Source organism: Streptomyces sp. R28, assembly GCF_041052385.1.
Lineage (GTDB): Bacteria > Actinomycetota > Actinomycetes > Streptomycetales > Streptomycetaceae > Streptomyces.
This window is the reverse complement of record NZ_CP163439.1, coordinates 3,321,159-3,344,647: the sequence shown is the minus strand read 5'-3', so window position 1 is coordinate 3,344,647 and position 23,489 is coordinate 3,321,159. Positions and strand designations below refer to the sequence as shown.

Annotated in this window: 18 protein-coding genes and 2 pseudogenes; 11 read left to right on the top strand and 9 right to left on the bottom strand. The window is 68.7% G+C overall.

Annotated features, from left to right (window positions below):
* Positions 1 to 103: 103 nt before the first annotated feature.
* Both AB5J49_RS14725 and AB5J49_RS14720 read left to right on the top strand, forming a co-directional pair.
* Positions 104 to 1,099: an arabinan endo-1,5-alpha-L-arabinosidase gene (locus AB5J49_RS14725; RefSeq protein WP_369169090.1), complete on the top strand. Its 996-nt coding sequence runs from the start codon at positions 104 to 106 to the stop codon at positions 1,097 to 1,099.
* Positions 1,081 to 2,511, top strand: coding sequence for a family 43 glycosylhydrolase (locus tag AB5J49_RS14720; RefSeq protein ID WP_369169089.1), 1,431 nt, complete (start codon positions 1,081 to 1,083; stop codon positions 2,509 to 2,511). Before AB5J49_RS14725 ends, AB5J49_RS14720 begins: the two co-directional genes overlap by 19 nt.
* A gap of 10 nt (positions 2,512 to 2,521) precedes the next feature.
* Here the strand turns inward: AB5J49_RS14720 and AB5J49_RS14715 are convergent, their stop codons facing one another.
* The 8 genes and pseudogenes from AB5J49_RS14715 to AB5J49_RS14680 all read right to left on the bottom strand — a co-directional run bounded on the left by AB5J49_RS14715 (position 2,522) and on the right by AB5J49_RS14680 (position 12,855).
* Positions 2,522 to 4,180: a histidinol-phosphate transaminase gene (locus AB5J49_RS14715; protein WP_369169088.1), complete on the bottom strand. Its 1,659-nt coding sequence runs from the start codon at positions 4,178 to 4,180 to the stop codon at positions 2,522 to 2,524.
* A 198-nt stretch (positions 4,181 to 4,378) separates the two neighbouring features.
* Positions 4,379 to 5,428, bottom strand: a pseudogene (locus tag AB5J49_RS14710) (aldose epimerase family protein); the annotation flags it as partial.
* 63 nt (positions 5,429 to 5,491) lie between these two features.
* Entirely contained in the window at positions 5,492 to 6,736 is a 1,245-nt protein-coding gene (mmsB, locus tag AB5J49_RS14705; RefSeq protein WP_369169087.1) for a multiple monosaccharide ABC transporter permease, read from the bottom strand.
* On the bottom strand, positions 6,733 to 8,283 hold the full coding sequence (gene mmsA / locus AB5J49_RS14700) for a multiple monosaccharide ABC transporter ATP-binding protein (protein ID WP_369169086.1): 1,551 nt from the start codon (positions 8,281 to 8,283) through the stop codon (positions 6,733 to 6,735). Before mmsA ends, mmsB begins: the two co-directional genes overlap by 4 nt.
* Before the next feature lie 32 nt (positions 8,284 to 8,315).
* Complete coding sequence (gene chvE / locus AB5J49_RS14695) at positions 8,316 to 9,434, bottom strand: multiple monosaccharide ABC transporter substrate-binding protein (protein ID WP_369169085.1); 1,119 nt, start codon at positions 9,432 to 9,434, stop codon at positions 8,316 to 8,318.
* A gap of 130 nt (positions 9,435 to 9,564) precedes the next feature.
* On the bottom strand, positions 9,565 to 10,533 hold the full coding sequence (locus AB5J49_RS14690) for a hypothetical protein (RefSeq protein WP_369169084.1): 969 nt from the start codon (positions 10,531 to 10,533) through the stop codon (positions 9,565 to 9,567).
* A gap of 122 nt (positions 10,534 to 10,655) precedes the next feature.
* A complete protein-coding gene (locus AB5J49_RS14685; protein ID WP_369169083.1) occupies positions 10,656 to 11,660 on the bottom strand; it encodes a zinc-binding dehydrogenase in 1,005 nt (334 codons plus the stop codon).
* A gap of 31 nt (positions 11,661 to 11,691) precedes the next feature.
* Positions 11,692 to 12,855, bottom strand: a complete 1,164-nt coding sequence (locus tag AB5J49_RS14680) for a mandelate racemase/muconate lactonizing enzyme family protein (RefSeq protein WP_369169082.1) — start codon at positions 12,853 to 12,855, stop codon at positions 11,692 to 11,694.
* Between the two features lie 768 nt (positions 12,856 to 13,623).
* On the opposite strand from AB5J49_RS14680, the gene AB5J49_RS14675 reads away from it, so the two are divergent.
* From AB5J49_RS14675 to AB5J49_RS14645, 7 genes and pseudogenes are all read left to right on the top strand, one after another.
* Complete coding sequence (locus AB5J49_RS14675; RefSeq protein WP_369169081.1) at positions 13,624 to 14,664, top strand: LacI family DNA-binding transcriptional regulator; 1,041 nt, start codon at positions 13,624 to 13,626, stop codon at positions 14,662 to 14,664.
* Positions 14,665 to 14,824: 160 nt separating this feature from the next.
* Positions 14,825 to 15,823 (top strand): ABC transporter substrate-binding protein, encoded by a 999-nt coding sequence (locus AB5J49_RS14670; RefSeq protein ID WP_369169080.1) that lies wholly within the window; start codon positions 14,825 to 14,827, stop codon positions 15,821 to 15,823.
* Between the two features lie 234 nt (positions 15,824 to 16,057).
* The gene (locus AB5J49_RS14665) at positions 16,058 to 17,596 is read left to right on the top strand and encodes a sugar ABC transporter ATP-binding protein (protein ID WP_369169079.1); all 1,539 of its coding nucleotides are present in this window, start codon (positions 16,058 to 16,060) and stop codon (positions 17,594 to 17,596) included.
* Positions 17,593 to 18,702: an ABC transporter permease gene (locus AB5J49_RS14660; protein WP_369169078.1), complete on the top strand. Its 1,110-nt coding sequence runs from the start codon at positions 17,593 to 17,595 to the stop codon at positions 18,700 to 18,702. The genes AB5J49_RS14665 and AB5J49_RS14660 overlap by 4 nt, the downstream gene beginning before the upstream one ends.
* Positions 18,699 to 19,721: a galactofuranose ABC transporter, permease protein YjfF gene (gene yjfF / locus AB5J49_RS14655; RefSeq protein ID WP_369169077.1), complete on the top strand. Its 1,023-nt coding sequence runs from the start codon at positions 18,699 to 18,701 to the stop codon at positions 19,719 to 19,721. Before AB5J49_RS14660 ends, yjfF begins: the two co-directional genes overlap by 4 nt.
* Positions 19,722 to 19,963: 242 nt before the next feature.
* Positions 19,964 to 21,031 (top strand): hypothetical protein, encoded by a 1,068-nt coding sequence (locus AB5J49_RS14650; RefSeq protein ID WP_369169076.1) that lies wholly within the window; start codon positions 19,964 to 19,966, stop codon positions 21,029 to 21,031.
* Between the two features lie 50 nt (positions 21,032 to 21,081).
* Positions 21,082 to 21,207, top strand: a pseudogene (locus tag AB5J49_RS14645) (DUF2252 family protein); the annotation flags it as partial.
* Here the strand turns inward: AB5J49_RS14645 and AB5J49_RS14640 are convergent.
* Positions 21,170 to 22,555, bottom strand: a complete 1,386-nt coding sequence (locus AB5J49_RS14640) for a cation:proton antiporter (protein WP_369169075.1) — start codon at positions 22,553 to 22,555, stop codon at positions 21,170 to 21,172. The pseudogene AB5J49_RS14645 and the gene AB5J49_RS14640 sit on opposite strands and share 38 nt — an antisense overlap.
* Positions 22,556 to 22,721: 166 nt before the next feature.
* On the opposite strand from AB5J49_RS14640, the gene AB5J49_RS14635 reads away from it, so the two are divergent.
* Positions 22,722 to 23,141, top strand: coding sequence for a hypothetical protein (locus tag AB5J49_RS14635; RefSeq protein WP_369169074.1), 420 nt, complete (start codon positions 22,722 to 22,724; stop codon positions 23,139 to 23,141).
* Positions 23,142 to 23,148: 7 nt separating this feature from the next.
* Positions 23,149 to 23,409 (top strand): hypothetical protein, encoded by a 261-nt coding sequence (locus tag AB5J49_RS14630; protein ID WP_369169073.1) that lies wholly within the window; start codon positions 23,149 to 23,151, stop codon positions 23,407 to 23,409.
* The last annotated feature ends 80 nt before the right edge of the window (positions 23,410 to 23,489 follow it).

Here is a 23,489-nt window from a genome sequence, read left to right as displayed (position 1 = left end):
AACCATTGACGCGCAAGAGGTTCGATTCTACGGTCCGTTCGAACTTGCGAGCATTGTTCGAAATGTCGAGCAGTATGTACCCCCACCCGCAAGGAGGACCCGCATGAGCCGCACGAGCCGCACGAGCCGCACACTCCGCAAACGAACCGCCCTCCTCGCCCTCCCCACGGCCGCCCTCCTCGCCCTGATCCCCTCCACGGCGTCGGCCTATCCCAACCCCGGCCGGGTCACCGGCTCCGTCGTCACGCACGACCCGACGATGATCCGCACCTCGTCCGGCCAGTACCTGCTGTACGCCACCGGCGGCGGCATCGCCGGCAAGACCTCGTCCGACCGCACCGCCTTCAGCGCGGGCGCCGACGCCTTCGGCAGCCGTCCCGGCTGGTGGTCGACCTACTCCTCCGTGCCGGAGGCCTGGGCGCCGGACATCTCGTACCAAGGCGGCAAGTACCTGATGTACTACTCCGTCTCGAAGTTCGGCTCGAACACGTCCGCCATCGGCCTCGCCACCTCCAGCACCGGCCGGCCGGGCAGTTGGACGGACCAGGGCGCCGTCTACACGTCCAGCTCCTCCAGCGACTACAACGCCATCGACCCCAACCTCTTCGTCGACGGCGACGGCAAGTGGTGGCTGTCCTTCGGCAGTTGGTGGACCGGCATCAAGATGATCCAGGTCAACCCGTCCACCGGGAAGCAGCTCTCCTCCAACACCACCCGGTACTCGCTCGCCTCCCGCCCGACCGGGACCAAGGCGGTCGAAGCGCCCTACATCGTCAAGCGGGGCAGCTACTACTACCTCTTCGCCTCCTACGACACCTGCTGCGCCGGCACCAGCTCCACCTACAAGGTCAAGGTCGGCCGCGCCACCAGCGTCACCGGGCCGTACGTCGACAAGAACGGCGTCTCGATGATGAACAACGGCGGCACCGCGGTCCTGGAGTCGCACGGCAGCGTCATCGGCCCCGGCGGACAGTCGATCATGAACGACTCCGACGGCGACCTGATCGTCTACCACTACTACGACGGCAACGACAACGGCACGCCCAAGCTGGGCATCAACCTTCTGAACTGGGGCACCGGATGGCCCGTCGCCTACTGACCCTGTTGGCGGCGCTGCTGCTGGCCTTCTCGATCGGGCAGCCGTCCGCGAGCGCGGCCTCCTTCGCGAACCCGGTCAAGACCCAGAAGGGCGCCGACCCCTGGATCTCGTACTACAACGGCAACTACTACATGGTGACGACGAGTTGGACCGACGTCATCACCATGCGCAAGTCCACCACCCTCGCCGGCCTCGCCACCGCGCCCAGCGTGCAGGTGTGGAAGGGTGACGCGGCCAGCCGCTGCTGCAACATCTGGGCGCCCGAGATCCACTTCATCAACGGCCGCTGGTACCTGTACTACGTCGCCGGCCAGAACGTCTCCGACTACAACCCGACGCAGCGCACGCACGTGCTGGAGAGTGCCGGGTCCGACCCCATGGGTCCGTACACCTACAAGAACCAGCTCAACTCGGCCTGGATGCTCGACCCGAACGTGGCCACCATCAACGGCCGGCTCTACCTCTTCGGCAGCGCCAGCGGTGGCACACAGAACCTGGTCGCGGCCCGGATGTCGAACCCGTACACCCTCGCCACCGGCTTCTCCACCATCTCCACGCCGACCTACGACTGGGAGCGCAACGGCACGGTCAACGAGGGACCGGAGATCCTCCAGCGTGGCGGGAAGACCTTCCTCATCTACTCGGCCAGCGGCTGCTGGACGCCCGACTACAAGCTCGGGCAGCTGACCTTGACCGGATCCGACCCCCTGTCGGCCTCCTCCTGGACCAAGAAGTCCACGCCGGTCTTCCAGCGCAGTGACGCCAACGGCGTGTACGGGCCCGGACACAACGGCTTCTTCACGTCCCCCGACGGCACCGAGAACTGGATCGTCTACCACGCCAACGACAGCGCGAGCGACGGCTGCGACAACGGCCGTACGACCCGGGCGCAGAAGTTCACCTGGAACTCCGACGGCAGCCCGAACCTCGGCACCCCCGTCCGCCTCGGCGCCTCCCTCACCGGTCCCTCCGGGGAGCCGTCCAGCACCTCCACGACGTACACGATCGTCAACCGCAACAGCGGCAAGTGCCTTGATGTGGCCGGGAGTTCGACCGCCGACGGGGCCAACGTCCAGCAGTGGACGTGCGGCGGCGGCAACAACCAGAAATGGCGTCTGGAGGACCTGGGGGATGACACCCACCGCCTGGTCAACGTCGCCAGCGGCAAGGTTCTCGACACGGAGAACTGCTCGTCCGCCGACGGCGCCGACCTGCGCCAGTGGTCCTGGCTGAACAACACCTGCCAGCGCTTCCGCTTCATCGCCACGGACAGCGGCTACGTCCAGATCGCCAACCAGGCCACCGGAAAGGTCGCCGACGTGACGAACTGCGGAACGGCGGACGGGGCGGACGTACGCCAGTGGAGCTGGCTGGGCAACACCTGCCAGCAGTGGCGCTTGAACCCGGCGTAGCGAGAAGGCGCTACCCGACCTGCCCCATCCCCGCCGCATTCGGCCAACTCTGACTGTTCGGCCACCCGGTCGCCGGTGCCGGAGTCAACCCCGGCCCAGTCGTACCCCGAACCTGCGCGGCGGTAAGCCCCCCACGCGCCGGCACCCCCGGCGGCGTAGGCCCAGGCATGGCAGCCGCAGCCGCAGCCGCCGGCGCCACAGGTGACGGGAACGGCATCGGCGCAGGCGCAGGGGGAGCGGGGGCCGGCATCGGCGCAGGCGCAAGGGGAGCCGGGGCCGGCATCGGGGCCACGGGGGCCGGGGCGGGCATCGGGGCCACGGGGGCCGGGGCGGGCATCGGGGCCACAGGAGCCGGCGCCGGCATGGGCATGCCGGTCCCCGGCGGCGCCGCCTGCGGCTGAGCCGCCGCAGGCATCCCCGCCCCCATGCCCATGGCCTGCGCGGCAAGCCCCTGCATCCCCGCGCCGTTGGTGGAGCTGACCAGCCGGTCCACGGCCGCCGTACCCGAGCTGTAGTTGGTCCCTGTACCCAGCTCGGGTACGGCGGCTCCCCTCCTGGTCCCGTAGAGCACCTGCTCCAGGCCGGACACCAGGCGACGCACGTCCACCTGGGGGCGCACCACGAGTCTCAGGAAGCGGCTGGACGAACCGATCTTGTTGCCGCACTCGCGGACCAGGATCCGGTGCTCGGTGAGCATCCGGTCCCGGACCACGGTGCCTTCCGCGCCGACGGGGAGGCGCACGAAGAGGAAGTTGCCCTGGGACGGGTAGACCGTCAGACCGGGGAGCGCGGAGAGCTGGCTGGCCATGTCGAGGCGGTCCCGGCGCACCTGATGGAGGCTCTGCGCGTACTCGGCGCCGTGGTTCTTCAGCATGAACACCACGTGCTCGGCGAAGGCGTTGAGGTTCCACTTCGGCAGCATCGTGCGGACCATGCCGGCCAGGGCCGGGTTGGCGACCAGGTAGCCGAACCGGATGCCGTGCAGGCCGAAGTTCTTGCCGAGGCTGCGCAACACGATGACGTTCGGGCGCAGCATCGCCTCCTGGACCACCGACGGATCCTGCTCGGCGTCCGCGAACTCCAGGAAGGACTCGTCGATGATGACCAGGTCCAGGTCGGCCATCGCGTCCATGAACTGCACGAGCGCGTGCTTGTGGAGGTAGCCGCCGTCGGGGTTGTTCGGGTTGCAGATCACCGCCACCCGTGTGCCCCTGGCCCGGATGAACTCGGCGTACTGCGCGAGGTCCAGGGCGAAGCCGCTGGACTCCTGCAGCGGGAACATGTCGACCCGCTTGCCGGTCTCCATCGGCTGGTCGGTCCAGCGGCCGAACGTGGGGACGGGGATGGCGAGGGACTCACGGACCATCAGGTGGTCGATCCAGGTGATCAGCTCCGTGGAGCCGTTGCCCATCGCCACGCACTGCGGCGGGAGTTGGAGCAGGCTGCACAGCTCGGCCGTGATGGTGTCGGCGCTGCTCGGGTAGTAGGTGATGATGTCCCGCAGCCTGGCCCCCATGTCCTGGAACATCTCCGGCGTCGGGAAGTACGGGTTGCAGGGGATGCAGAAGTCGACCGGACCGGCCCCGTCGCCGCCCTCCCGCGTCAGCGCCGCCATCGACGGGCTGTGTGCCGCGGTGCTGCGGAACAGCGAGGTGACGTTGTCGGCCATGGAACCTCCGTATGAGGGCGGGCCCGGCGGGGACGACCGGGCCCGTCGTCTTGGGTGGCCCGCGCGGGGGAGCACGGGCCGTCCTTACATACGGAGGCTGCGGTGGCGCTGTTCAACCACTGAGAAGTCGGTAAGAACTTGTGTGCCACCTGTGAAGGTCCGTCAGAAGAGACCTCGGAAGAGACCTCGGAAGAGACGTCAGTGGCTGAACGAGTGGATCGTCGTCGACCGGTACGTCTGTCCCGGCCGCAGCACCGTCGAGGGGAACGACGGCTGGTTCGGCGAGTCCGGGAAGTGCTGCGTCTCCAGGCACAGCGCGTCGCCCTGCCGGTAGGTGCGCCCGCTCGGGCCGACGAGGGTGCCGTCGAGGAAGTTGCCCGAGTAGAACTGCAGGCCGGGCTCGGTGGTCGCCATCCGCAGGGTGCGGCCGGAGGACGGCTCCTTCAGCGTGGCGATCCACTCGGGCTTCGGTGAGATGCCCTTGTCGAGCACCCAGTTGTGGTCGATGCCCTTGCCGTACAGCAGCTGCTGGTGGGCCTCGCGGGTGGCCTCGCCTATTCGCCTGGCGTGGCGGAAGTCGAAGGGGGTGCCCGCGACGGGGGCCGGCTCACCGGTGGGGATGAGGCCCGGGTCGACGGGGGTGTAGCGGGACGCGGCGATCTTCAGCTCGTGGTTCTCGATCGTGCCGCTGCCCTCGCCGGCGAGGTTCCAGTAGACGTGGCTGGTGAGGTTGACGACGGTGGCCTTGTCGGTGGTGGCCTCGTAGTCGATGCGCCAGTCGCCGTGCTGGGTGAGGGTGTACGTCACCTTCACCTTGAGCGTGCCCGGGTAGCCCATCTCGCCGTCGACGGAGGTGCGGTACAGGTGCAGACCGACGTCGGAGCCCTTGGTGAACGGCTCGACGTCCCACACCTGCTTGTCGAAGCCCTTGGCGCCGCCGTGCAGGCTGTTCACGCCGTCGTTGACGTCGACCTGGTAGGCCTTGCCGTCGAGCGTGAACCGCCCCTTGTCGATGCGGTTGCCGTACCGGCCGATCAGGGCCCCGAAGTACGGGCTCTCGGCGACGTAGTCCTCGATGTTGTCGAAGCCCAGGCAGACGTTGGCGAGCCGACCGCCGCGGTCCGGGATCTCCAGGGACTGCACGATGCCGCCGTAGGAGAGGACCTTCATCCGCGTGCCGCCGTTGGCCAGCGACCAGCTGTAGACCTCCGTGCCGTCGGCGAGCTTGCCGAAGAGGGACTTCACCGGCGTATTGCCTCCGTCGCTGAAAAGAACAGGGCCCCGCCTTCCGGCGGGGCCCTCCTGCTGCACTTACGAACCGACCTTGCGCTTGTTCCACACGTCGAACCCGACCGCCGCCAGCAGCACCAGGCCCTTGATGACCTGCTGCCAGTCGGTGCCGATGCCGACGAGGTTCATGCCGTTGTTCAGCACGCCCAGGACGAGACCACCGATGATCGCGCCGAGGACGGTGCCGACACCGCCGCTCATCGACGCGCCGCCGATGAACGAGGCCGCGATCGCCTCCAGCTCGAAGTTGAGGCCGGCCTTGGGCGAGGCCGCGTTGAAGCGGGCGGCGAAGACCAGACCCGCCAGGGCCGCGAGCATGCCCATGTTCAGGAAGACCAGGAAGGTGACCTTCTTGTCCTTCACACCCGACAGCTTGGCCGCGGGCAGGTTGCCGCCGATCGCGTAGATGTGGCGGCCGATGATCGCGTTGCGCATGACGTAGCCGAAGCCGACGAGCAGCACGCCCAGGACGAGCAGCACGATCGGGGCGCCCTTGTAGCTGGCCAGCAGCATCGTCAGCGTGAGGATGGCGGCGCCGAGTGCGACCAGCTTCAGCAGGAACAGGTTGAACGGCGGGACGTCGAGGTCGAACTCCTGCTGTCGGCGGCGGTCACGGAACTCCTGGAAGACCACGAACGCGATCATCGCGAAGCCGAGCAGAAGAGTGAGGTTGTGGTAGTTGGTGTTCGGGCCGACCTCGGGCAGGAAGCCGTTGGCGACCTTCTGCAGCCCCTCGGGGAACGGGCCGAGGGTCTGGCCCTCCAGGAAGATCTCCGTCAGACCGCGGAAGATCAGCATGCCCGCGAGGGTCACGATGAAGGATGGTATGCCGGCGTACGCGATGAAGAACCCTTGTGCCGCGCCGGCGAGGGCACCCATGGCGAGGCAGAGGATGACGGCGACCGGCCATGGCAGATCGTTCTTGACCATGAAGACGGCGGCCATCGAGCCGATGAACGCTGTCAGCGATCCCACCGACAGGTCGATGTGGCCCGCGATGATGACCAGCATCATGCCGATCGCGAGGATCAGGATGTAGCTGTTCTGCAGCACCAGGTTGGAGACGTTGCGCGGCAGCAGCAGGTCGCCGTCGGTCCATACGGCGAACAGCACCACGATCAGGCCGAGGGCGAACAGCATGCCGTACTGCCGCATGTTGCGGCGCATACCGTCCATCACCAGCTGGAGCAGACCGCCGCCCGCGGCCCCTCCGCTCTTGCCCGGCGGCGCGGGGGCCGGGGTCTTGGCGGTCACATCCGTGCTCATCGGGATACCTCTTTGTCCTTTGTCATCTGACGCATCAGCGATTCCTGCGAGGCCTCGGCCCGCGAGAACTCGCCGGTCAGCCGCCCCGCGGCCATCGTGTAGATGCGGTCACACATGCCGAGCAGTTCCGGCAGCTCGGAGGAGATGAAGACGACCGCCTTGCCCTGGGCGGCCAGCTGGTCGATGACCGTGTAGATCTCGTACTTGGCACCGACGTCGATGCCACGCGTCGGCTCGTCCAGGATCAGCACATCGGGACCCGCGAAGATCCACTTGCTGAGGACGACCTTCTGCTGGTTGCCGCCGGACAGCTTGCCCACCGGCTCGAAGACGGTCGGCGCCTTGATGTTCATGGACTTGCGGAAGCCCTCGGCGACCTGCCGTTCCCCGTGCTCGTCGACCACGCCCCGCTTGGCGACCTTGCCCAGCGCGCTGAGCGAGATGTTGCGGTTGATGGTGTCGATGAGGTTGAGGCCGTAGTGCTTGCGGTCCTCGGTGACGTACGCGATGCCGTGCTTGACCGCCTCGGGGACGGACTTCGTACGGATCTCCGTGCCGTCCTTGAGGACCGTGCCGTCCGCGTACCGGCCGTACGTCCGCCCGAAGACGCTCATCGCGAGTTCGGTGCGGCCGGCGCCCATGAGGCCCGCGATGCCGACGATCTCCCCGCGCCGCACCTGGATCGACACATCGTCGACGACCTTGCGCTGCTGGTCGATCGGGTGGTGCACGGTCCAGTTGCGGATCTCCAGCGCGGGGGCCGCGCCCTTCTCCGGCTCGTGCGGGGTGCGGTCGGGGAAGCGGTTCTCCAGGTCCCGGCCGACCATCCCGCTGATGATCCGGTCCTCGGTGGTCTCCGGCGCCTTCACATCGAGCGTCTCGATGGTCTGGCCGTCGCGGAGGATCGTCACCGAGTCGGCGACCTTGCGGATCTCGTTGAGCTTGTGGGAGATGATGATCGAGGTGATGCCCTGCTTCTTCAACTCCAGGATCAGATCCAGGAGTTTGTCGCTGTCCTCGTCGTTCAGGGCCGCGGTCGGGTCATCCAGGATGAGCAGCTTCACCTTCTTCGACAGCGCCTTCGCGATCTCCACGAGCTGCTGCTTGCCCACGCCGATGTCGGCGACGCGGGTGTCGGGGTGGTCATTGAGCCCCACCCGGCGCAGCAGCTCGGTGGCGTGCCGCAGGGTCTCCCGCCAGTCGATGAACCCGCCCTTGGCATGCTCGTTGCCGAGGAAGATGTTCTCCGCGAGGGAGAGGAACGGCGACAGCGCCAGCTCCTGGTGGATGATGACGATGCCGCGCTGCTCGCTCGCCCGGATGTCCTTGAACTCGCAGACCTCGCCCTCGAAGAGGATGTCCCCTTCGTAGGTGCCGTGCGGGTGGACGCCGGAGAGGACCTTCATCAGGGTCGACTTACCGGCGCCGTTCTCCCCGCAGATGGCGTGGACCTCGCCCTGTTGGACGGTCAGTGTGACGTCCGACAGCGCTTTGACGCCGGGAAAGGTCTTGACGATCGAGCGCATTTCCAGGACGGGTCCCGCCATGGTCGTGCCTTCCAATCAGAGTGGGCGGGTGGTTACTTGAGGTCGCTTTCCTTGATGTAGCCGGAGTCGACGACCTCCTTCTGGTAGTTGGTCTTGTCGACACTGACCGGCGTGAGCAGGTAGGCGGGGACGACCTTGGAGCCGTTGTCGTAGGTCTTGGTGTCGTTGACCTCGGGCTTCTTGCCGTTGAGTGCCGCGTCGACCATGTTCGAGGCCACCTTGGCGAGCTCACGGGTGTCCTTGTACACGGTCATCGACTGCTGGTCGGCGATGATCGACTTCACCGAGGCGACCTCGGCGTCCTGGCCGGTGACGATCGGCAGCGGCTTGTTCTTGGAGCCGTAGTCGTCGGACTTCAGCGCCGACAGGATGCCGATGGAGATGCCGTCGTACGGCGAGAGGACCGCGTCGACGTGCTCGCTCTTGTACGCCGAGGTCAGGATGTCGTCCATGCGCTTCTGGGCGGTGCCGCCGTCCCAGCGCAGGGTGGTGACCTGGGTCAGCTTGGTCTGGCCGGAGCGGACGACGAGCTGCTTCTTGTCGATGTAGGGCTGCAGGACCTTCATCGCCCCGCCGAAGAAGTAGCGGGTGTTGTTGTCGTCGTTGGAACCGGCGAACAGCTCGATGTTGAAGGGGCCCTTCTTGGAGCCGTCCTTCAGGCCGAGCTTCTCGACGATGTAGCCGGCCTGGAGCTCGCCGACCTTCTCGTTGTCGAACGACGCGTAGTAGTCGACGTTCTTGGTGCCGAGGATGAGGCGGTCGTAGGAGATCACCGGGATGTTGGCGTCGGCGGCCTGCTGCAGCACGTTGTTCATCGACTTGTTGTCGATGGCGGCGACGATCAGCGCCTTCACGCCCTGCGTGATGAGGTTCTCGATCTGCGAGACCTGCTGGTCCGGGTCGTCCTCGCCGTAGACCAGGGTGGTCTTGTAGCCCTTGGACTCCAGGTCCGCGACGACGTTCTTGCCGTCGGCGATCCATCGCTCGGAGGACTTGGTCGGCATCGCGATGCCGATGGTCCCGCCCTTGGCGTCACCGGCCTCCGGCTTGCTGCCGCCCTCACCGCTCTGGCCACAGGCGGACAGGGTGAGGGCGAGGGAGGCGGCTCCGGCTATGGCGGCGAGTGCGGCTCGGCGAGTGCGCATGATCATCATCCTTGATGTCTTGAAGGCCTGGAACGTTCTGGCGGGGACGGCACTTCATGAGCCGAAGGACGCCAGAGGAGATGTGGGGGATTCTGTGTGACTGCGTCGTCTTCTGTGAAGACAGTTGGCCGGTTCGTTATGAGGGATTTCCGAACCGCTTCAGCGCGCCCGGAAGCCGCGAGCCGAGCGGCGCCATGTCGCCGTCCGCTCCGTGCCGTGCGAGCAGGTCCAGGGCCAGCCGGCCGCGCCGTACGCGTTCCTTGGCCGTGGACAGCGTGAGGTCCCGCATGTGGTTCCCGTAGGGGTAGATCCCGGGAGCCTTCGACAGGCCGAACTTCAGATAGAGCGGTGCGCCGCGCCGGATCAGCTCGGCGACCTCGTACATCCGGATGTAGCCGCCGAGGTCGTCGGGGGCCTCGATGTACATGTCCATGGGGGCGGCGGAGACCCGCCGGATCTCGGTGAGATGATCGAGCGTCAGATCGCTGGGCACGTTGATCGAGTCGCCGCCCATGTTCTCGTACACGGCGTACGCGGTCGGGTTGACCGGGCCGATCAGCGCCGACACCTTGAAGGTCGTGTCGGCCGGCAGGATCCCGGCGACGCGGGCCTGGTGCAGCGTCCACAGCACACCCTCATCGGCGATGAGCAGGCACTTCACGCCCAGCTCGGTCGCGCGTACGGCGTCCTCCACGCATCCGGCGACCGCGTCGTGGCCGCGGGCTCTGAGGCCGGCGCCCTTGGAGTCGGTACGGGTGGAGCCGCCGATGTCCCACGTGCCGCGCGGGCCGGTGAAGAGGCAGAGCTCGATGTCACGCTCGGCGGTGGCTTCCACCATCTCGGTGATCTCGGCGTCGGTGAGCATCCAGATCCCGCTGCCCTGGCTGATCCGGTGGATCGGCACGTCGAGCCGCGAGGACTCCTTGAGGACCACGGCGAGCGCCTCGGGCCCCTCGACGGAGGGCACCTCGGTGCGCCAGCGGCCACCGTCGGGGAAGGTGTGCGGGGAGGCGTCGGAAGGATCGAGGGCGGGCGCGCCCAGGCCGAGCGCTGCGAGAGCCTGCTCGCCGGGTCGGCGCGGCGCCGGGGCGGTGGTGTCGGTCACTGGATGTCCTTCGCATTCGATATTTCGGACGGGGTTCGCGGCTCTGGGTACAGCAAGATTGTGGATGTACGCCGGTACGAAGTCGTCAGGTACCCCGTACCGGCGTACGACTCAGGGGCCGGTCATGGCCGCAGCAGGACCTTTCCGACCGTCGGGTCGCCGGACCCCACCAGCTCGATGGCCTGGGCGAACTGCTCCAGCGGCAGCTCGTGCGTGACGAGCGGCAGCGGATCGAGGAGCCCGGCCCCGAAGACCCGCACCGTGTGCGCCCAGGCGTCCGGCGCCGCGCCGAACACGGTGTGCACCTCCAGCTGGCGTACGACGAGATCCGTCGGGTCGAGCCCGTCCGCGCCCGGCGCCGGGATCCCCGTCAGGACCAGCCGCCCGCCACGCCGCAGCAGTGCGGCGGCGGTACGCGCCGCGTCCGCGGACCCGGCGGTCTCGATGACGACGTCGAAGTCGCCGGGGAGCTCCTGGTCCTTGGTCCGGAAGTCCGTGGCGCCGAACCGCTTGGACAGCTCGGCCCGGTCCGGACGGGTGCCCACGACGAGCAGCTCGGCCGGGGAGGCGGCCTTCAGGAACTGAACGGCGAACATGCCCAGCGTTCCGGTGCCCACGACCGCGACCCGCTCACCGGGAACGGCCCTCGCCTTGAGCGCGGCGGCCGCGATGCACGCGGCCGGCTCCAGCAGCGCCGCCGCCGTCAGATCCGCGTCGTCCGGGAGAACGTGCAGCAGACGGGCGGGGAGGGTCAGCGTGGTGGCCATGGCGCCCGGCTGGGTGAAGCCGGTCTCCTCGTACCCCGCGGTGCACAGCGTGGTCTCGCCCGCGTGGCAGCGGTCGCACACCTGGCAGTTGCGGAAGCCTTCGCCAACTACCTTGCGGCCTACAAGGCTTGAGGGAACGCCGTCCCCGACCGCGGTCACCGTCCCGGACCACTCGTGGCCGGGGGTGAGGGGGTAACGGACGTACCCCTCGGGCCGATTGCCCTGGAAGACCTCACGGTCGCTGCCGCAGATCCCGGAGGCGTGCACCCGGACCAGGGCCTCGCCGGCCTCCGGCTGCCGAGGCTCGTGCGGCACCAGCAGGTGCCGGCCGGGAGCCTCGATCACTACAGCGGTGCTCACTGGAGCCCCCTGGAACCGGACCTGCGGGTGCTCACGCGTTCCCCTTGGGCTTGCGCTGCTCCCAGCCCTCGGCCCACAGGTCGAAGCGAGCCTGCTGCTGCGGGAACTCCGCCGCCGCGTCCACGTCCAGCTCGACACCGAGACCGGGTTCGTGGGACAGGTGGAAGCAGCCGTCCTCGGGGTTCACCTGGGGGGCGCCCTTGACGACCTTCTTGATCTCCGCGTCCGCGAAGTCATTGAAGTGCTCAAGGATCTTGAAGTTGGGTGCGGTGAAGCCGACCTGGAGCGAGGCGGCGGTCAGCACCGGCCCGCCCACGTTGTGCGGGGCGACCAGCGTGTAGTGGGTCTCGGCGGTGGCGGCGAGCTTGCGGGTCTCCCAGATGCCGCCGATGTGGCCGACGTCCGGCTGGATGATGTCGACGGCCTGGCTCTCGAAGAGCTCCCGGAACTCGATCCGGTCGTGGATGCGCTCACCCGTGGCCACCGGGATGTCGACCTTGGCGGCGACCTTCTCCAGCGCCTTCAGGTTCTCCGGCGGGCACGGCTCCTCCAGCCACGCGGGCTTGAAGGGCGCCAGCTCCTTGGCGAGGCGGACGGCGGTGGAGGGCGAGAACCGGCCGTGCATCTCCAGCATCAGCTCGGCGTCCGGCCCGATCGCGTCGCGCACGGCCTCGATCAGCGAGACGGCGTACAGGCTCTCCTTGTGGTCCAGCTCGAAGTGGCCGGTGCCGAAGGGGTCGATCTTGAGCGCTCGGTACCCGCGCTCCATGACGCCCTGCGCCGCCTTGTGGTAGGCCTCGGGAGTGCGCTCAGTGGTGTACCAGCCGTTGGCGTACGCCTTGACCTTGTCGGTGACCTTGCCGCCGAGCAGCTGCCAGACGGGGACGCCGAGGGCCTTGCCCTTGATGTCCCAGCACGCCATCTCGATCACGGCGATGCCGGACATCACGATCTCGCCGGCCCGGCCGTAGTCGCCGTACTTCATGCGGCGTGTCAGGTCCTCGACGGCGAAAGGGTCGGACCCGAGAATGTGATTGGTCTTCGCCTCGTGCAGATAGCCGAGCAGCGCGTCGGTGTGGCCCAGCATGCGGGTCTCGCCGACTCCGGTGAGTCCCTCGTCGGTGTGCACCTGCACGTAGGTCAGGTTCCGCCACGGCGTTCCTACCACGTGTGTGCTGATTCCCGTGATGCGCACGATACTCCTTGTCCTCTTCGAGTCCGGACTGCTTCGAGTCTGGCTGTTCGAAATTTCGTAAGGCGTTCGAAATCCTGTCGCGACAGTAGGGACGACCCCGTTGGAGTGTCAATGGGTCGAACGGGTAACGGTTTTGGATCGGCGGTCGAGGTGACGGCAAATAGTGGGAAATGTCCGGCACTTGGGCCCTGAAAAGTGGCACTCATTGTGCGCGTGATGACCCGGATGTTGGCCCCGTCCAAGGCGGATCCCGGGCTGTTCCGGCGGAGCGGGCGGCCCTCGTGGGGCGGGCTTCGACCGATCGATTCCGGCCGTGAGGGTGGGGCGGGCGGTGGCCGGCCCATGCGGTCAGAGCTGTCGAAACATGGTCATGGCGGGCGAATCTGCCCTCGCGCCGCCCCGGTCCGGGGTGGCGGGCGGCCTGCGCCAACGTGTTCGGGCCAAGGGCGTGTTGCCCGCCGGGACGCGCGTCGGAACAGGCTGCCTGGGTGACGCTCGGCGACCGGCGCGTTATTCAACCGTGATGACCGACCTGATGCAGCCCTCTTGACCGCCATGAATTGTTAGCGCTCACAATGACGTCCGCGCTCACCAGTCATCACCCCGCGGCATCCAAGGAGGTACGAGCGTCATGCCCGAAGTGCGCCAACTCGCCCTGCCGTCCCGTGTCCTGGGGCGTTCCGGAACCCCGGCGTGACGCCGGCCGAGCGGATCCGTCCGCCCGTGGTACAGGTCTTATCGGCAGACGAACACCAAGGAGGTGCGGCCGTGACCCACTCGCAGTTGCGGCCGCCCACCATGGCCGACGTGGCACGCCTGGCCGGCGTGTCCCACCAGACTGTCTCCCGCGTACTGGGCGATCACCCCAATGTGCGGGACGCGACCCGGGCCAAGGTGCTGCGCGCGATCGAGGAGATGGGCTCCCGCCGCAACTTCTCCGCACGGGCACTCGCCACCCGGCGCACCCGGACCCTCGGCGTGGTCGCCTCCAGCACCACGCTCTACGGGCCGGCCAGCACACTGTTCGCGTTGGAGGAGGCGGCGCGTGCCCAGGGGTACCTCGTCTCCACGGTCAGTCTGCGCGAGCTGACGGTCGAGACCCTCGCCGAGGCGCTGAACCGGCTCAGCGAGGGCGGGGTGGAGGGAGTGATCGCCCTCGCCCCGCAGCGCTCGGCCGTCCAGGCCCTCGCCGAACTCCGCCACCCCTTCCCGGTGGTGGCCGTGGGCACCGGGTCCGGCGCCGAGATCCCGAGCGTCAACGTCGACCAGTATCTGGGCGCGCGGCTGGCCACCGGCCATCTGCTGGCCGCCGGCCACCGCACGGTCTGGCACCTCGCCGGACCCGAGTCCTGGCAGGAGGCGCTGGACCGCACCGTCGGCTGGCGTGAGACCCTCGAGGCGGGCGGCGTCGAACCGCCGATGCCGCTGCGCGGGGACTGGAGTCCGCTGTCGGGCTACCGGGCCGGTCAGGAACTGGCGGGCTGGGTGGGCCGGGGCCTGACCGCCGTCTTCGTCGCCAACGACCAGATGGCGCTGGGGGTGTTGAGAGCCCTGCGTGAGGCTGGGGTGCGCACTCCCCAGGATGTCGCGGTGGTCGGCTTCGACGACATCCCGGAGTCGGAGTTCTTCGCCCCACCCCTCACCACCGTCCGGCAGGACTTCTCGACGGTGGGCCAGCGGAGCATCGCCCTGCTGCTGGACCTCATCGAGGGCCGGACGCCGTCCGGGACGTCCACGGTCGAGCCCCAACTCGTGGTTCGTGCCAGTACGTTCCCGTACATCCCCCAGTCGGGGACGGCGCCCGGCTGACGCTCCACCGACGCCTCGCCGTCCCTTTATCCACCTCCATATGGTCGACATTTCGAACAATGATCGACAGGCTGGACGCGCCGCGGTCGGCCGGTCTCACCAAGTGACAACCGAGTCCCAGGGGTCCATCCCCGGACCGGCTCTTCAAAGGAGAAGACACATGCTCAACAGACGGAACTTCCTCACCGCGGCGATCGGCGTGGCGGCTGCGGGCACCCTGGCGGCCTGCGCCAAGGAGGACGGCGGCTCCTCCGGCTCCTCCGGCGACAGCAAGACGATCACCCTCGGCTTCTCCCAGGTCGGCTCCGAGAGCGGCTGGCGCAGCGCCAACACCGACTCGGTGAAGTCGGCCGCCAAGGAGGCGGGCTACAACCTCAAGTTCTCCGACGCGCAGCAGAAGCAGGAGAACCAGATCTCCGCGATCCGCAGCTACATCGCGCAGAAGGTCGACGTCATCGCCTTCTCCCCGGTCGTCGTCACCGGCTGGGACGCCATCCTCAACGAGGCCAAGGCCGCGAAGATCCCGGTCGTCCTGACCGACCGGTCCGTCGAGAGCGACGAGTCCCTGTTCGTCACCCTGGTCGGCTCCGACTTCACCGACGAGGGCCGGCGCGCCGCCAAGATGCTGGAGAAGGTCCTGGAGAAGGCCGGCCACAAGGGCGCCGTGAAGATCGCCCAGCTGGAGGGCACCACCGGTGCCGCCCCGGCGATCGAGCGTGCCAAGGGCTTCAAGGAGGTCATGGACGCCGACCACGCGGACGACTGGAAGATCGTCGTCAGCCAGACCGGTGACTTCACCCGCGCCGGCGGCAAGCAGGTCATGGCGGCCTTCCTGCAGTCCAACCCGGACATCGACGTGCTGTTCGCGCACAACGACGACATGGGTCTCGGCGCCATCCAGGCCATCGAGGCGGCCGGCAAGAAGCCCGGCAAGGACATCCTGATCGTCACGGTCGACGGCGTGAAGGACGGCTTCATCGCGATGTCCGAAGGCAAGATCAACGCGATCGTCGAGTGCAACCCGCTGCTCGGCCCCCAGCTGATGGAGGTCGTGAAGAAGGTCCACGCCGGCGAGACGGTCGAGCGCTGGATCAAGACCAAGGAGAGCGACTTCATGCAGGACCAGGCCAAGGCCGCGCTCCCCTCCCGCAAGTACTGACCACCGCACCGACCGCCAGGAGCCTCTGGCCGACCGAAGCTCGGTCGGCCAGGCCTTGGGGGCCCTGCGGCAGCTCGATACAAGAGGAGCGCTGCCGTGACTCCGCTCCACGTGAGGGGCTTCCAGCCGAAGGCTGCGGTCCACCCCGAACCGGCCTCTTGCGGGGCGTAATCAACCTAAGACGGACTGAATTCCCCACCGGGTAAAGCCGGTGGGACCCTCACTAGGAGAGGTATGGCAGAGCCGAAGCCCGTTCTGCAGATGACGGGCATAGTCAAGGAGTTTCCGGGGGTACGGGCTCTGTCGGGCGTCGACTTCCGGCTCTTCCCCGGAGAGATCCACGCCCTCATGGGCGAGAACGGCGCGGGGAAGTCCACGCTGATCAAGGTGCTGACCGGGGTGTACTCCCTGGACGGCGGGACCGTCACCCTCGACGGCAAGTCGGTGCGCATCGGCAGCCCGCTGCAGGCGCAGCAGGCCGGCATCAGCACGGTCTACCAGGAGGTCAACCTCTGCCCCAACCTGTCGGTGGCGGAGAACATCTTCATCGGACGTGAACCCACGCGCGCGGGCCGCATCCAGTGGAAGCGGATGCGCAAGGAGGCCGCGGAGCTGGTCGACCGGCTCGGCCTCGACATCGATGTGACCGCGCCCCTGTCCTCGTACCCGCTGGCCGTGCAGCAACTGGTCGCGATCGTACGGTCGGTGGGCACCGGCGACAGCGACGGCGAGGGCTCCGGCACCAAGGTGCTGGTCCTGGACGAACCCACCTCCAGCCTCGACCGCGACGAGGTCCTCGAACTGTTCCGCCTGATGCGGCAGTTGCGGGACGAGGGCGTCGCGATCCTCTTCGTGTCGCACTTCCTCGACCAGATCTACGAGATCTGCGACCGGATGACCGTGCTGCGCAACGGCACCCTGGTCGGCGAGCACATGGTCCGCGACCTCGACCAGGTCGGGCTGATCGAGCTGATGATCGGCAAGGCCCTGGATCAGTTGGAGGAGCTGCACGAGCACCAGCTGCGCTCCGACGTCGGCGAGACCCTGCTCCAGGCCGAGCAACTGGGCCGCACCGGAGGCATCTCCCCCTTCGACCTGGAGATCAAGAAGGGCGAGGTGATCGGCCTCGCCGGACTGCTCGGCTCGGGCCGCACCGAGCTGGCCCGGCTGCTCTTCGGCGCCGACCAGCCCGACAGCGGCAAGGTGACCATCGGCGGCAAGCAGGTCTCGATGAGCGCCCCGAACGACGCCATCGGCGCCGGTGTCGCGTTCTGCTCGGAGAACCGCAAGACCGAGGGCCTCGTCCCTGATCTGACGGTGCGGGAGAACATCATCCTCGCCCTGCAGGCGGCGCGCGGCTGGACCCGGCCCATCCCGGCCGCCCAGCGCGACGAACTCGTCGCCAAGTACATCAAGGCGCTGGACATCCGCCCCGCCAACCCCGAGGCCAGGGTCGGCCGGCTGAGCGGCGGCAACCAGCAGAAGGTGCTGCTCGCCCGCTGGCTGATCACCCAGCCGCAGCTGCTGATCCTCGACGAGCCCACACGCGGCATCGACGTCGGCGCCAAGGCCGAGATCCAGAAGCTCGTGGTGTCACTCTCCGAGGACGGCATGGCCGTGGTCTACATCGCGGCCGAGCTGGAGGAAGTCCTCCGCCTCAGCCACACCATCGGTGTGCTGCGCGACCGCAAGCTGGTCGCGCGACTCACCAACGGGCCGGAGATCACCACCAGCAAGATTTTGGAGACCATCGCGAGCGGAGAACACGAATGAGCACCCCGTCCACGGCCGCGACCTCACGCTGGCGAGCGCTGACGCACCACAACCTGTTCTGGCCGGTCGCGGTCCTGGTCGCCCTGCTGCTGGTCAACGTCCCCTTCACCCCCGACTTCTTCGCGATCAGGATGACGGACGGCCACCTCTACGGCAGCCTCGTCTCGATCGTGCTCTTCGGCTCGCCCCTGATCCTGGTGGCGGTCGGCATGACCCTGGTCATCGCCACCGGCGGCATCGATCTCTCCGTGGGCGCCGTAGTTGCCATCACCGGCGCCCTGACCTGCTCGTACATCAGTGACCAGGCCGACCAGAACGCCCTGTCCAAAGTCTTCCTGGCCATGGGCATCGGGCTGGTGGCGGCGGTCGTCTGCGGTCTGTGGAACGGCTTCCTGGTCGCCCGGATGGGCATTCAGCCGATCATCGCGACCCTCATCATCATGGTCGCCGGACGCGGTGTCGCCCAGCTGATCAGCGACGGCCAGATCATCACCATCAACAGCGAGCCGTACAAGCTGATCGGCGGCGGCTACTGGCTGACCCTGCCCTTCTCCATCTTCGTGGTGGCCGGGGTCGTGGCCGTCACGGTGGCCCTGACCCGCCGTACGGCGCTCGGCCTGCTCGTGGAGTCGGTCGGTGGCAACGCCGAGGCCAGCCGCCTGGTCGGTATCCGGTCCCGGCGCATCAAGATCATGGTGTACGTCTTCTGCGCCCTGTGCGCGGGCATCGCGGGCCTGATGATCAGCTCCAACACCTCGGCCGCGGACGGCAACAACGCCGGCCTGTGGATCGAACTGGACGCGATCCTCGCCGTCGTCATCGGCGGCACCTCGCTGCTCGGCGGCCGGTTCTCGATCGGCGGCACGGTGGTCGGCGCCCTCGTGATCCAGACCCTGACCACCACGATCTACACCATCGGCGTGCCCACCCAGACCAACCTGGTCTTCAAGGCCGCCGTCGTCATCGTCGTCTGCCTGCTGCAGTCCCCGAAGTTCCGGGCCAAGGTCTTCGGCGCCAAGGGCCCCAAGGGGCTGCGACGGGCCGCCGCCCCGGCTCCGGCAACTCCCGACGCCGACGCCGCCCCGAAGATGGAGGTGTCGCGATGAGCGCGACCACCAAGACCCCCACGGTGCCGGAAGCCCGTACCACGTCCCGGGCCGCGCAGCTGCTCGGCGACCGGCGGCTGCCCGTCCTGGTCACGGCCGCCCTGTTCCTCGCGATGTACATCACCGGTCTCAGCCGGTACCAGAACTACGGGTTCGGCGAACCGCAGGTCTTCCTCAACCTGTTCATCGACAACGGTTATCTGCTGGTCGCCGCCGTCGGCGCCACGTTCGTCATCATGTCCGGCGGTATCGACCTGTCCGTGGGCTCGGTGATCGGCTTCACCACCATGTTCACGGCATGGCTGGTGGAGCGCCAGGGCCTGCCGTTGCTGCTGGTCGTCCCGATCGCCCTGGGCGTGGGAGCGTTCGGCGGCTTCCTCATGGGCTATGTGATCCACAACTTCGAGATCCAGCCGTTCATCGTGACCCTCGCCGGCCTCTTCCTCTTCCGGGGCCTGTGCCTGGTCATCAGCAAGGAGTCCATCTCCATCAGCGACTCCACGGTGAGCAGCATGGCCCAGACACGGGTGTCGCTGGGACTGGGGGAGCTGTCGATCGGCGCCATCGTCGCGCTGGTCGTCCTCGCCGCCGCCTTCTACGTACTCCACTACACGCGCTTCGGCCGTCGGGTGTACGCCATCGGCGGCAACGAGCAGTCCGCGCTGCTGATGGGGCTCCCGCTGGGCGGTACGAAGATCGCCGTGTACACGATGAGCGGCTTCTGCTCGGCGCTGGCCGGCCTGTTGTTCATGCTGTACATCCAGTCCGGCGACCCGCTGCACGCCGTCGGCATGGAACTCGACGCGATCGCCGCGGTCGTCATCGGCGGCACGCTGCTGACGGGCGGCTCCGGTTACGTCCTGGGCACCCTGTTCGGTGTCCTCGTGCTGGGCCTGATCAAGAGCATCATCCAGTTCGAGGGCACGCTCAGCTCCTGGTGGACGAAGATCGCCACCGGTGTGCTGCTCTGCGCGTTCATCCTGATCCAGCGGGCGATGACGGCCCGTAAGCAGACCTGACCCGAAGGGCACTCCGCGCCGACGCGGCCCGTCATCCGGGCGGTCCGTCACACCCGAGCGGTCCGTCACACGCCTGCCGTGCGACGGACCGTTCGGCGTTTTACGGAACCCGGTGCCGGAGGGATCGCGGCGAATGGTCGGGCTTGACCTCAACTGAGTAATCCGGAAAGACCAGTTCCGCACATAATCTTCACGAGAGGCTCTAGGAACGATCCCTGTGCGGAACCTAGTCTTCCCGCGTCATGGACTACTGCCACCCGTGCCGACGGCACCTGAACGGCGCCCTCGCCTGCCCGGGCTGCGGCGCCGCGGTCGAACAGCTGGGCGCGTACGCGGGCGGGCCGGGTGAGCCGTACCCGCAGATGGCCGAGCGGCTGGCACAGGCGCCCGTGGGGGTTGCGGGGGGCCAAGGGGCGTACGCGGCGTACGAGGGGCAGTACGGGCAATACGGGGGCGGACAGGGCCAATACGGCGGCGGTGCGGGGCAGTACGCCGGCGGTGCGGGGCAGTACGGCGGTGGCGAGTACGGCGACGGCTATGCCGACGCACACTCCGAAGAGGCCGCGGCCGAGGCCCACACCGAGGCCGCGGACACCGGTGAGGCCGCCGAAGCCGCCGAGGCCACGCCGGTCGGTGGACGGGCAGCGCGGCGGGCGGCGCAGCGGCGTGGCCGCAGGCGCGGTCACGACGAGCGAGACGAGTACGCCGGGTACGACGAGCAGGACGAGCGGGACGAGCGGGACGAGTACGTCGAGGAGGACGACGGCGATGACCTGGACGAGGAGTCCGGTCCGGGCGGTGCCAGCCGTCGTGATCGCAAAGCCGCCGCGCACCGCCGCCGCCGTCGCCGAGCCCTGCTGATCGCCGCCGGCTTCGTCCTGGCCGCCGGGGGCCTGAGCCTCGCGGAGCTCGGCATGGACGCCCCCGGCGCGAGCCCGAAGCCGGCGACCGCCGGGGACGAGTCGGCGGAGGGCGCGGCCTCGGAAGAGGTGTCCGCGTCCCCCGACGCCACGGACGGTACGACGAGGACGGGCGGGGACTCGGCGTCGCCGGGCCCCTCGGCGTCTCCCTCGGCCTCGAAGTCACCGAAGGACGAGGACAAGAAGAAGGACGAGGACAAGACCCCCGACAAGGACGCCGAGTCGGCGCCGACGGGCAGCGGCGGGTCCGGCACGTCCACCTCGGGCCCCGCCCCGACGTCCGAGCCACAGGCCCCGGCGCCCACCGCCCAACCGACCACCTCGGACCCGACCCCGGCCCCGTCGCCGACGGAGACGGAGTGCGACCGGTTCCTCTGGTGGTGCACGTAAAGCGGTCACTTCCGCGATTCCCGGCGGTCGTCACCGCTTGCCCGACGGGCGAGACGCGGCACCTGCTGAGCCGGTTCCACGTGGTCGGCGTGGCGCGCAAGGGCGTCGGGGGCGGCAGTGTCGGCACCCGTTGCTGGATCATCCTGCCGGTCGGCCGCGACGACGAGGACCCGCTGACCGATCCGACGGCGTGCCCCGGTGCCCCTCCGGCGCGGACGTCCTTGGCACCGATGCCCCCGGCACAGGCGCCTCCGCCGCGGACGTGCCCTCCCGCAGCCCGTGCCCGCCGGCTGCGGCGGAGGCGCGCGCGTACCAGCGGCCGTACCGCTTGGCGAGCGCCGCGGCCGAGATGCCCTGGAGCACGATGCTGAGGGCGACGGTGACGGCGACCGCCCGACCCAGCGTCTGCGTCCCCGGCACATGCTCCTCGACCACGAGCAGCCCCAGGACGACCGAGGCGAGACCGCGCGGTCCGAACCACCCGATGTACGCGACCGTCTGCAGCCGCAGCCCGCTTCCGAGCAGGGCGACGGCGACCGGGAGCATCCGCGCGACCGTCAGGCTGAGCACGGCGTACAGGACGATCTTCCAGGTCAGGTGCTCCAGCGCCGGGCCGAGCAGCACCGCCCCGAAGACCATCAGGCTGATCGACGCCAGCAGCGCGCCGAGGTTCTCGGCGAACTCTGGTGTGCGGTCCGGGCCCTGCGGCCTGCCGGCGCCGGTCCGGTGTCGCCGCAGGGCGTGTCCGAAGGCGAACCCGGCGACCCAGGCCGCGATGAAGCCGCTGCCGTCGGTGAGGACGGCCAGTTCGTACGCGGACACGGCGACGCCGAGCACGTAGAACTGCCCCCACCGCCGTGCGACCCAGCCGCGGGCCCGCGCCGCCCGCAGCAGCCGCCCGCCGATGTCGCCGGCCAGCAGGCCCAGGACGCTGCTGAGCAGCAGGGAGCGCCAGAAGGTGCCCGCGACGCCTTCCTGCGCGTAGGACGTGCCGGGGACCGCGGCGGCGAAGACGACGAAGAACGGCAGCACCAAGCCGTCGTTCAGACCGCTCTCCGCGTTGAGACCGTGGCGGACGAGCGGCGGCACGGAGGGCTCCGTCATGGCGGTCTTGCCCACCGCGAGATCGGTCGCCGTGAGGATCGCACCCACCAGGGCCAGCTCCCACGCGCTCAGCCCGGGCAGCAGCGGCCACGCCAGCAGCCAGCCCGCGGCGATGCACAGCGGGAGGCCGATACCGAGCAGCCGGGCGGGCAGGAAGCCGCCCGTGGTCAGGTCCCGTCGCCGGACGGCCATGGCGTCGGTGAACAGGACCAGGGTCAGGGCGGCCTCCATCAGGGCCGTGATCGGGGCGGCGTAGTGCTCGATGTCGACGGCGTCGAGGACGGCGGGACCGATGAGGACGCCGCTCCCCGTGAACACGATCGCCGATGTGACCGGCGTGGCCGACAACCGCCGCGAGCCGAGGGCATAGGCGGCGGTGACACCCGCCACGGCCAGGCCGGCCCAGGCACCACCGCTCATCGCGCCGCCTCCTCAGGCCTGGCGCCCAGTCCCCTCGTCCCATGGCAGCAGGAGACCGGTCGGAGCGTCCTCACCCTTCGAGGGTGACGACGGGTGGGGCCCTTGGGGATCAGGCTCGGGGGTGTACGGCTGCGCGCCGCAGCCCGGTGAGGAAAGGAGGCCGGACATGGCCACCACCACTACTCCCCGCCATCGGGAGGGGAGGCAGGCTGCCGCCACCGGCCTGACGCTGTTCGCCGGAGTGATGCTGTTCATCTCCGGGATCCTCGACGTCTTCCGGGGGATCATGGCCATCGCCGAGGACGACGTCTACGTCTCCACGCCCAACTACCTCTTCAAGTTCGACCTGACCAGCTGGGGCTGGATCAACCTGGTGTTCGGGGCGATCGCCGTGATCGTGAGCTTCGGCCTGTTCACAGCGCAGACGTGGGCGAGGGTCGTCGGCGTCGGCATCGCGGCACTGCTGCTGATCGCCAACTTCCTGTCCATCCCGTACTACCCGGTCTGGTCGCTCACGCTGATCGCGCTGTACGCCTTCGTCATCTGGGCCCTGTGCGTGGTGCGGAAGGACCCCCTCTCCGATTAGGGCTCGCATGCGGCAGGACCCGTATGCGCCCTGGACGAGCTGGAGTCCGCACGAGTCGCCCGCGCAGAAGATCGAGATCCCCCAGGGCTACTGGCTGCCCGTCCTCACCGGCGTGCGCCGGCCCCGTACCGCGCTGGGCGCCGCCTTCGCCTGCCTGGTGGTGGTCATCGCCCTGGCCGTCTGCGCACGGCGCTCGGGGCCGGAGCCGGGGTCGTGGTTCGTGGTCGCGCTCGGCGCCTGTCTGATCGGCCCCGACGCCCACCCGTGAGGGGTGATGCCCCACGAACCACCCCGGCGCACCGTGAAGGCGTCGGGCCCTCGGGCGCCGCGCGGTCGTCGCGGTAGCCG

What these genes read in the sequence shown, in the direction of transcription:
- AB5J49_RS14725 (WP_369169090.1), top strand. Translation starts at nt 104, where the DNA reads ATGAGCCGCACGAGCCGCACGAGCCGCACACTCCGCAAACGAACCGCC.
- AB5J49_RS14720 (WP_369169089.1), top strand. Translation starts at nt 1,081, where the DNA reads ATGGCCCGTCGCCTACTGACCCTGTTGGCGGCGCTGCTGCTGGCCTTC.
- AB5J49_RS14715 (WP_369169088.1), bottom strand. Translation starts at nt 4,180, where the DNA reads ATGGCCGACAACGTCACCTCGCTGTTCCGCAGCACCGCGGCACACAGC.
- mmsB (WP_369169087.1), bottom strand. Translation starts at nt 6,736, where the DNA reads ATGAGCACGGATGTGACCGCCAAGACCCCGGCCCCCGCGCCGCCGGGC.
- mmsA (WP_369169086.1), bottom strand. Translation starts at nt 8,283, where the DNA reads ATGGCGGGACCCGTCCTGGAAATGCGCTCGATCGTCAAGACCTTTCCC.
- chvE (WP_369169085.1), bottom strand. Translation starts at nt 9,434, where the DNA reads ATGATCATGCGCACTCGCCGAGCCGCACTCGCCGCCATAGCCGGAGCC.
- AB5J49_RS14670 (WP_369169080.1), top strand. Translation starts at nt 14,825, where the DNA reads ATGCTCAACAGACGGAACTTCCTCACCGCGGCGATCGGCGTGGCGGCT.
- AB5J49_RS14665 (WP_369169079.1), top strand. Translation starts at nt 16,058, where the DNA reads ATGGCAGAGCCGAAGCCCGTTCTGCAGATGACGGGCATAGTCAAGGAG.
- AB5J49_RS14660 (WP_369169078.1), top strand. Translation starts at nt 17,593, where the DNA reads ATGAGCACCCCGTCCACGGCCGCGACCTCACGCTGGCGAGCGCTGACG.
- yjfF (WP_369169077.1), top strand. Translation starts at nt 18,699, where the DNA reads ATGAGCGCGACCACCAAGACCCCCACGGTGCCGGAAGCCCGTACCACG.
- AB5J49_RS14650 (WP_369169076.1), top strand. Translation starts at nt 19,964, where the DNA reads ATGGACTACTGCCACCCGTGCCGACGGCACCTGAACGGCGCCCTCGCC.
- AB5J49_RS14640 (WP_369169075.1), bottom strand. Translation starts at nt 22,555, where the DNA reads ATGAGCGGTGGTGCCTGGGCCGGCCTGGCCGTGGCGGGTGTCACCGCC.
- AB5J49_RS14635 (WP_369169074.1), top strand. Translation starts at nt 22,722, where the DNA reads ATGGCCACCACCACTACTCCCCGCCATCGGGAGGGGAGGCAGGCTGCC.
- AB5J49_RS14630 (WP_369169073.1), top strand. Translation starts at nt 23,149, where the DNA reads ATGCGGCAGGACCCGTATGCGCCCTGGACGAGCTGGAGTCCGCACGAG.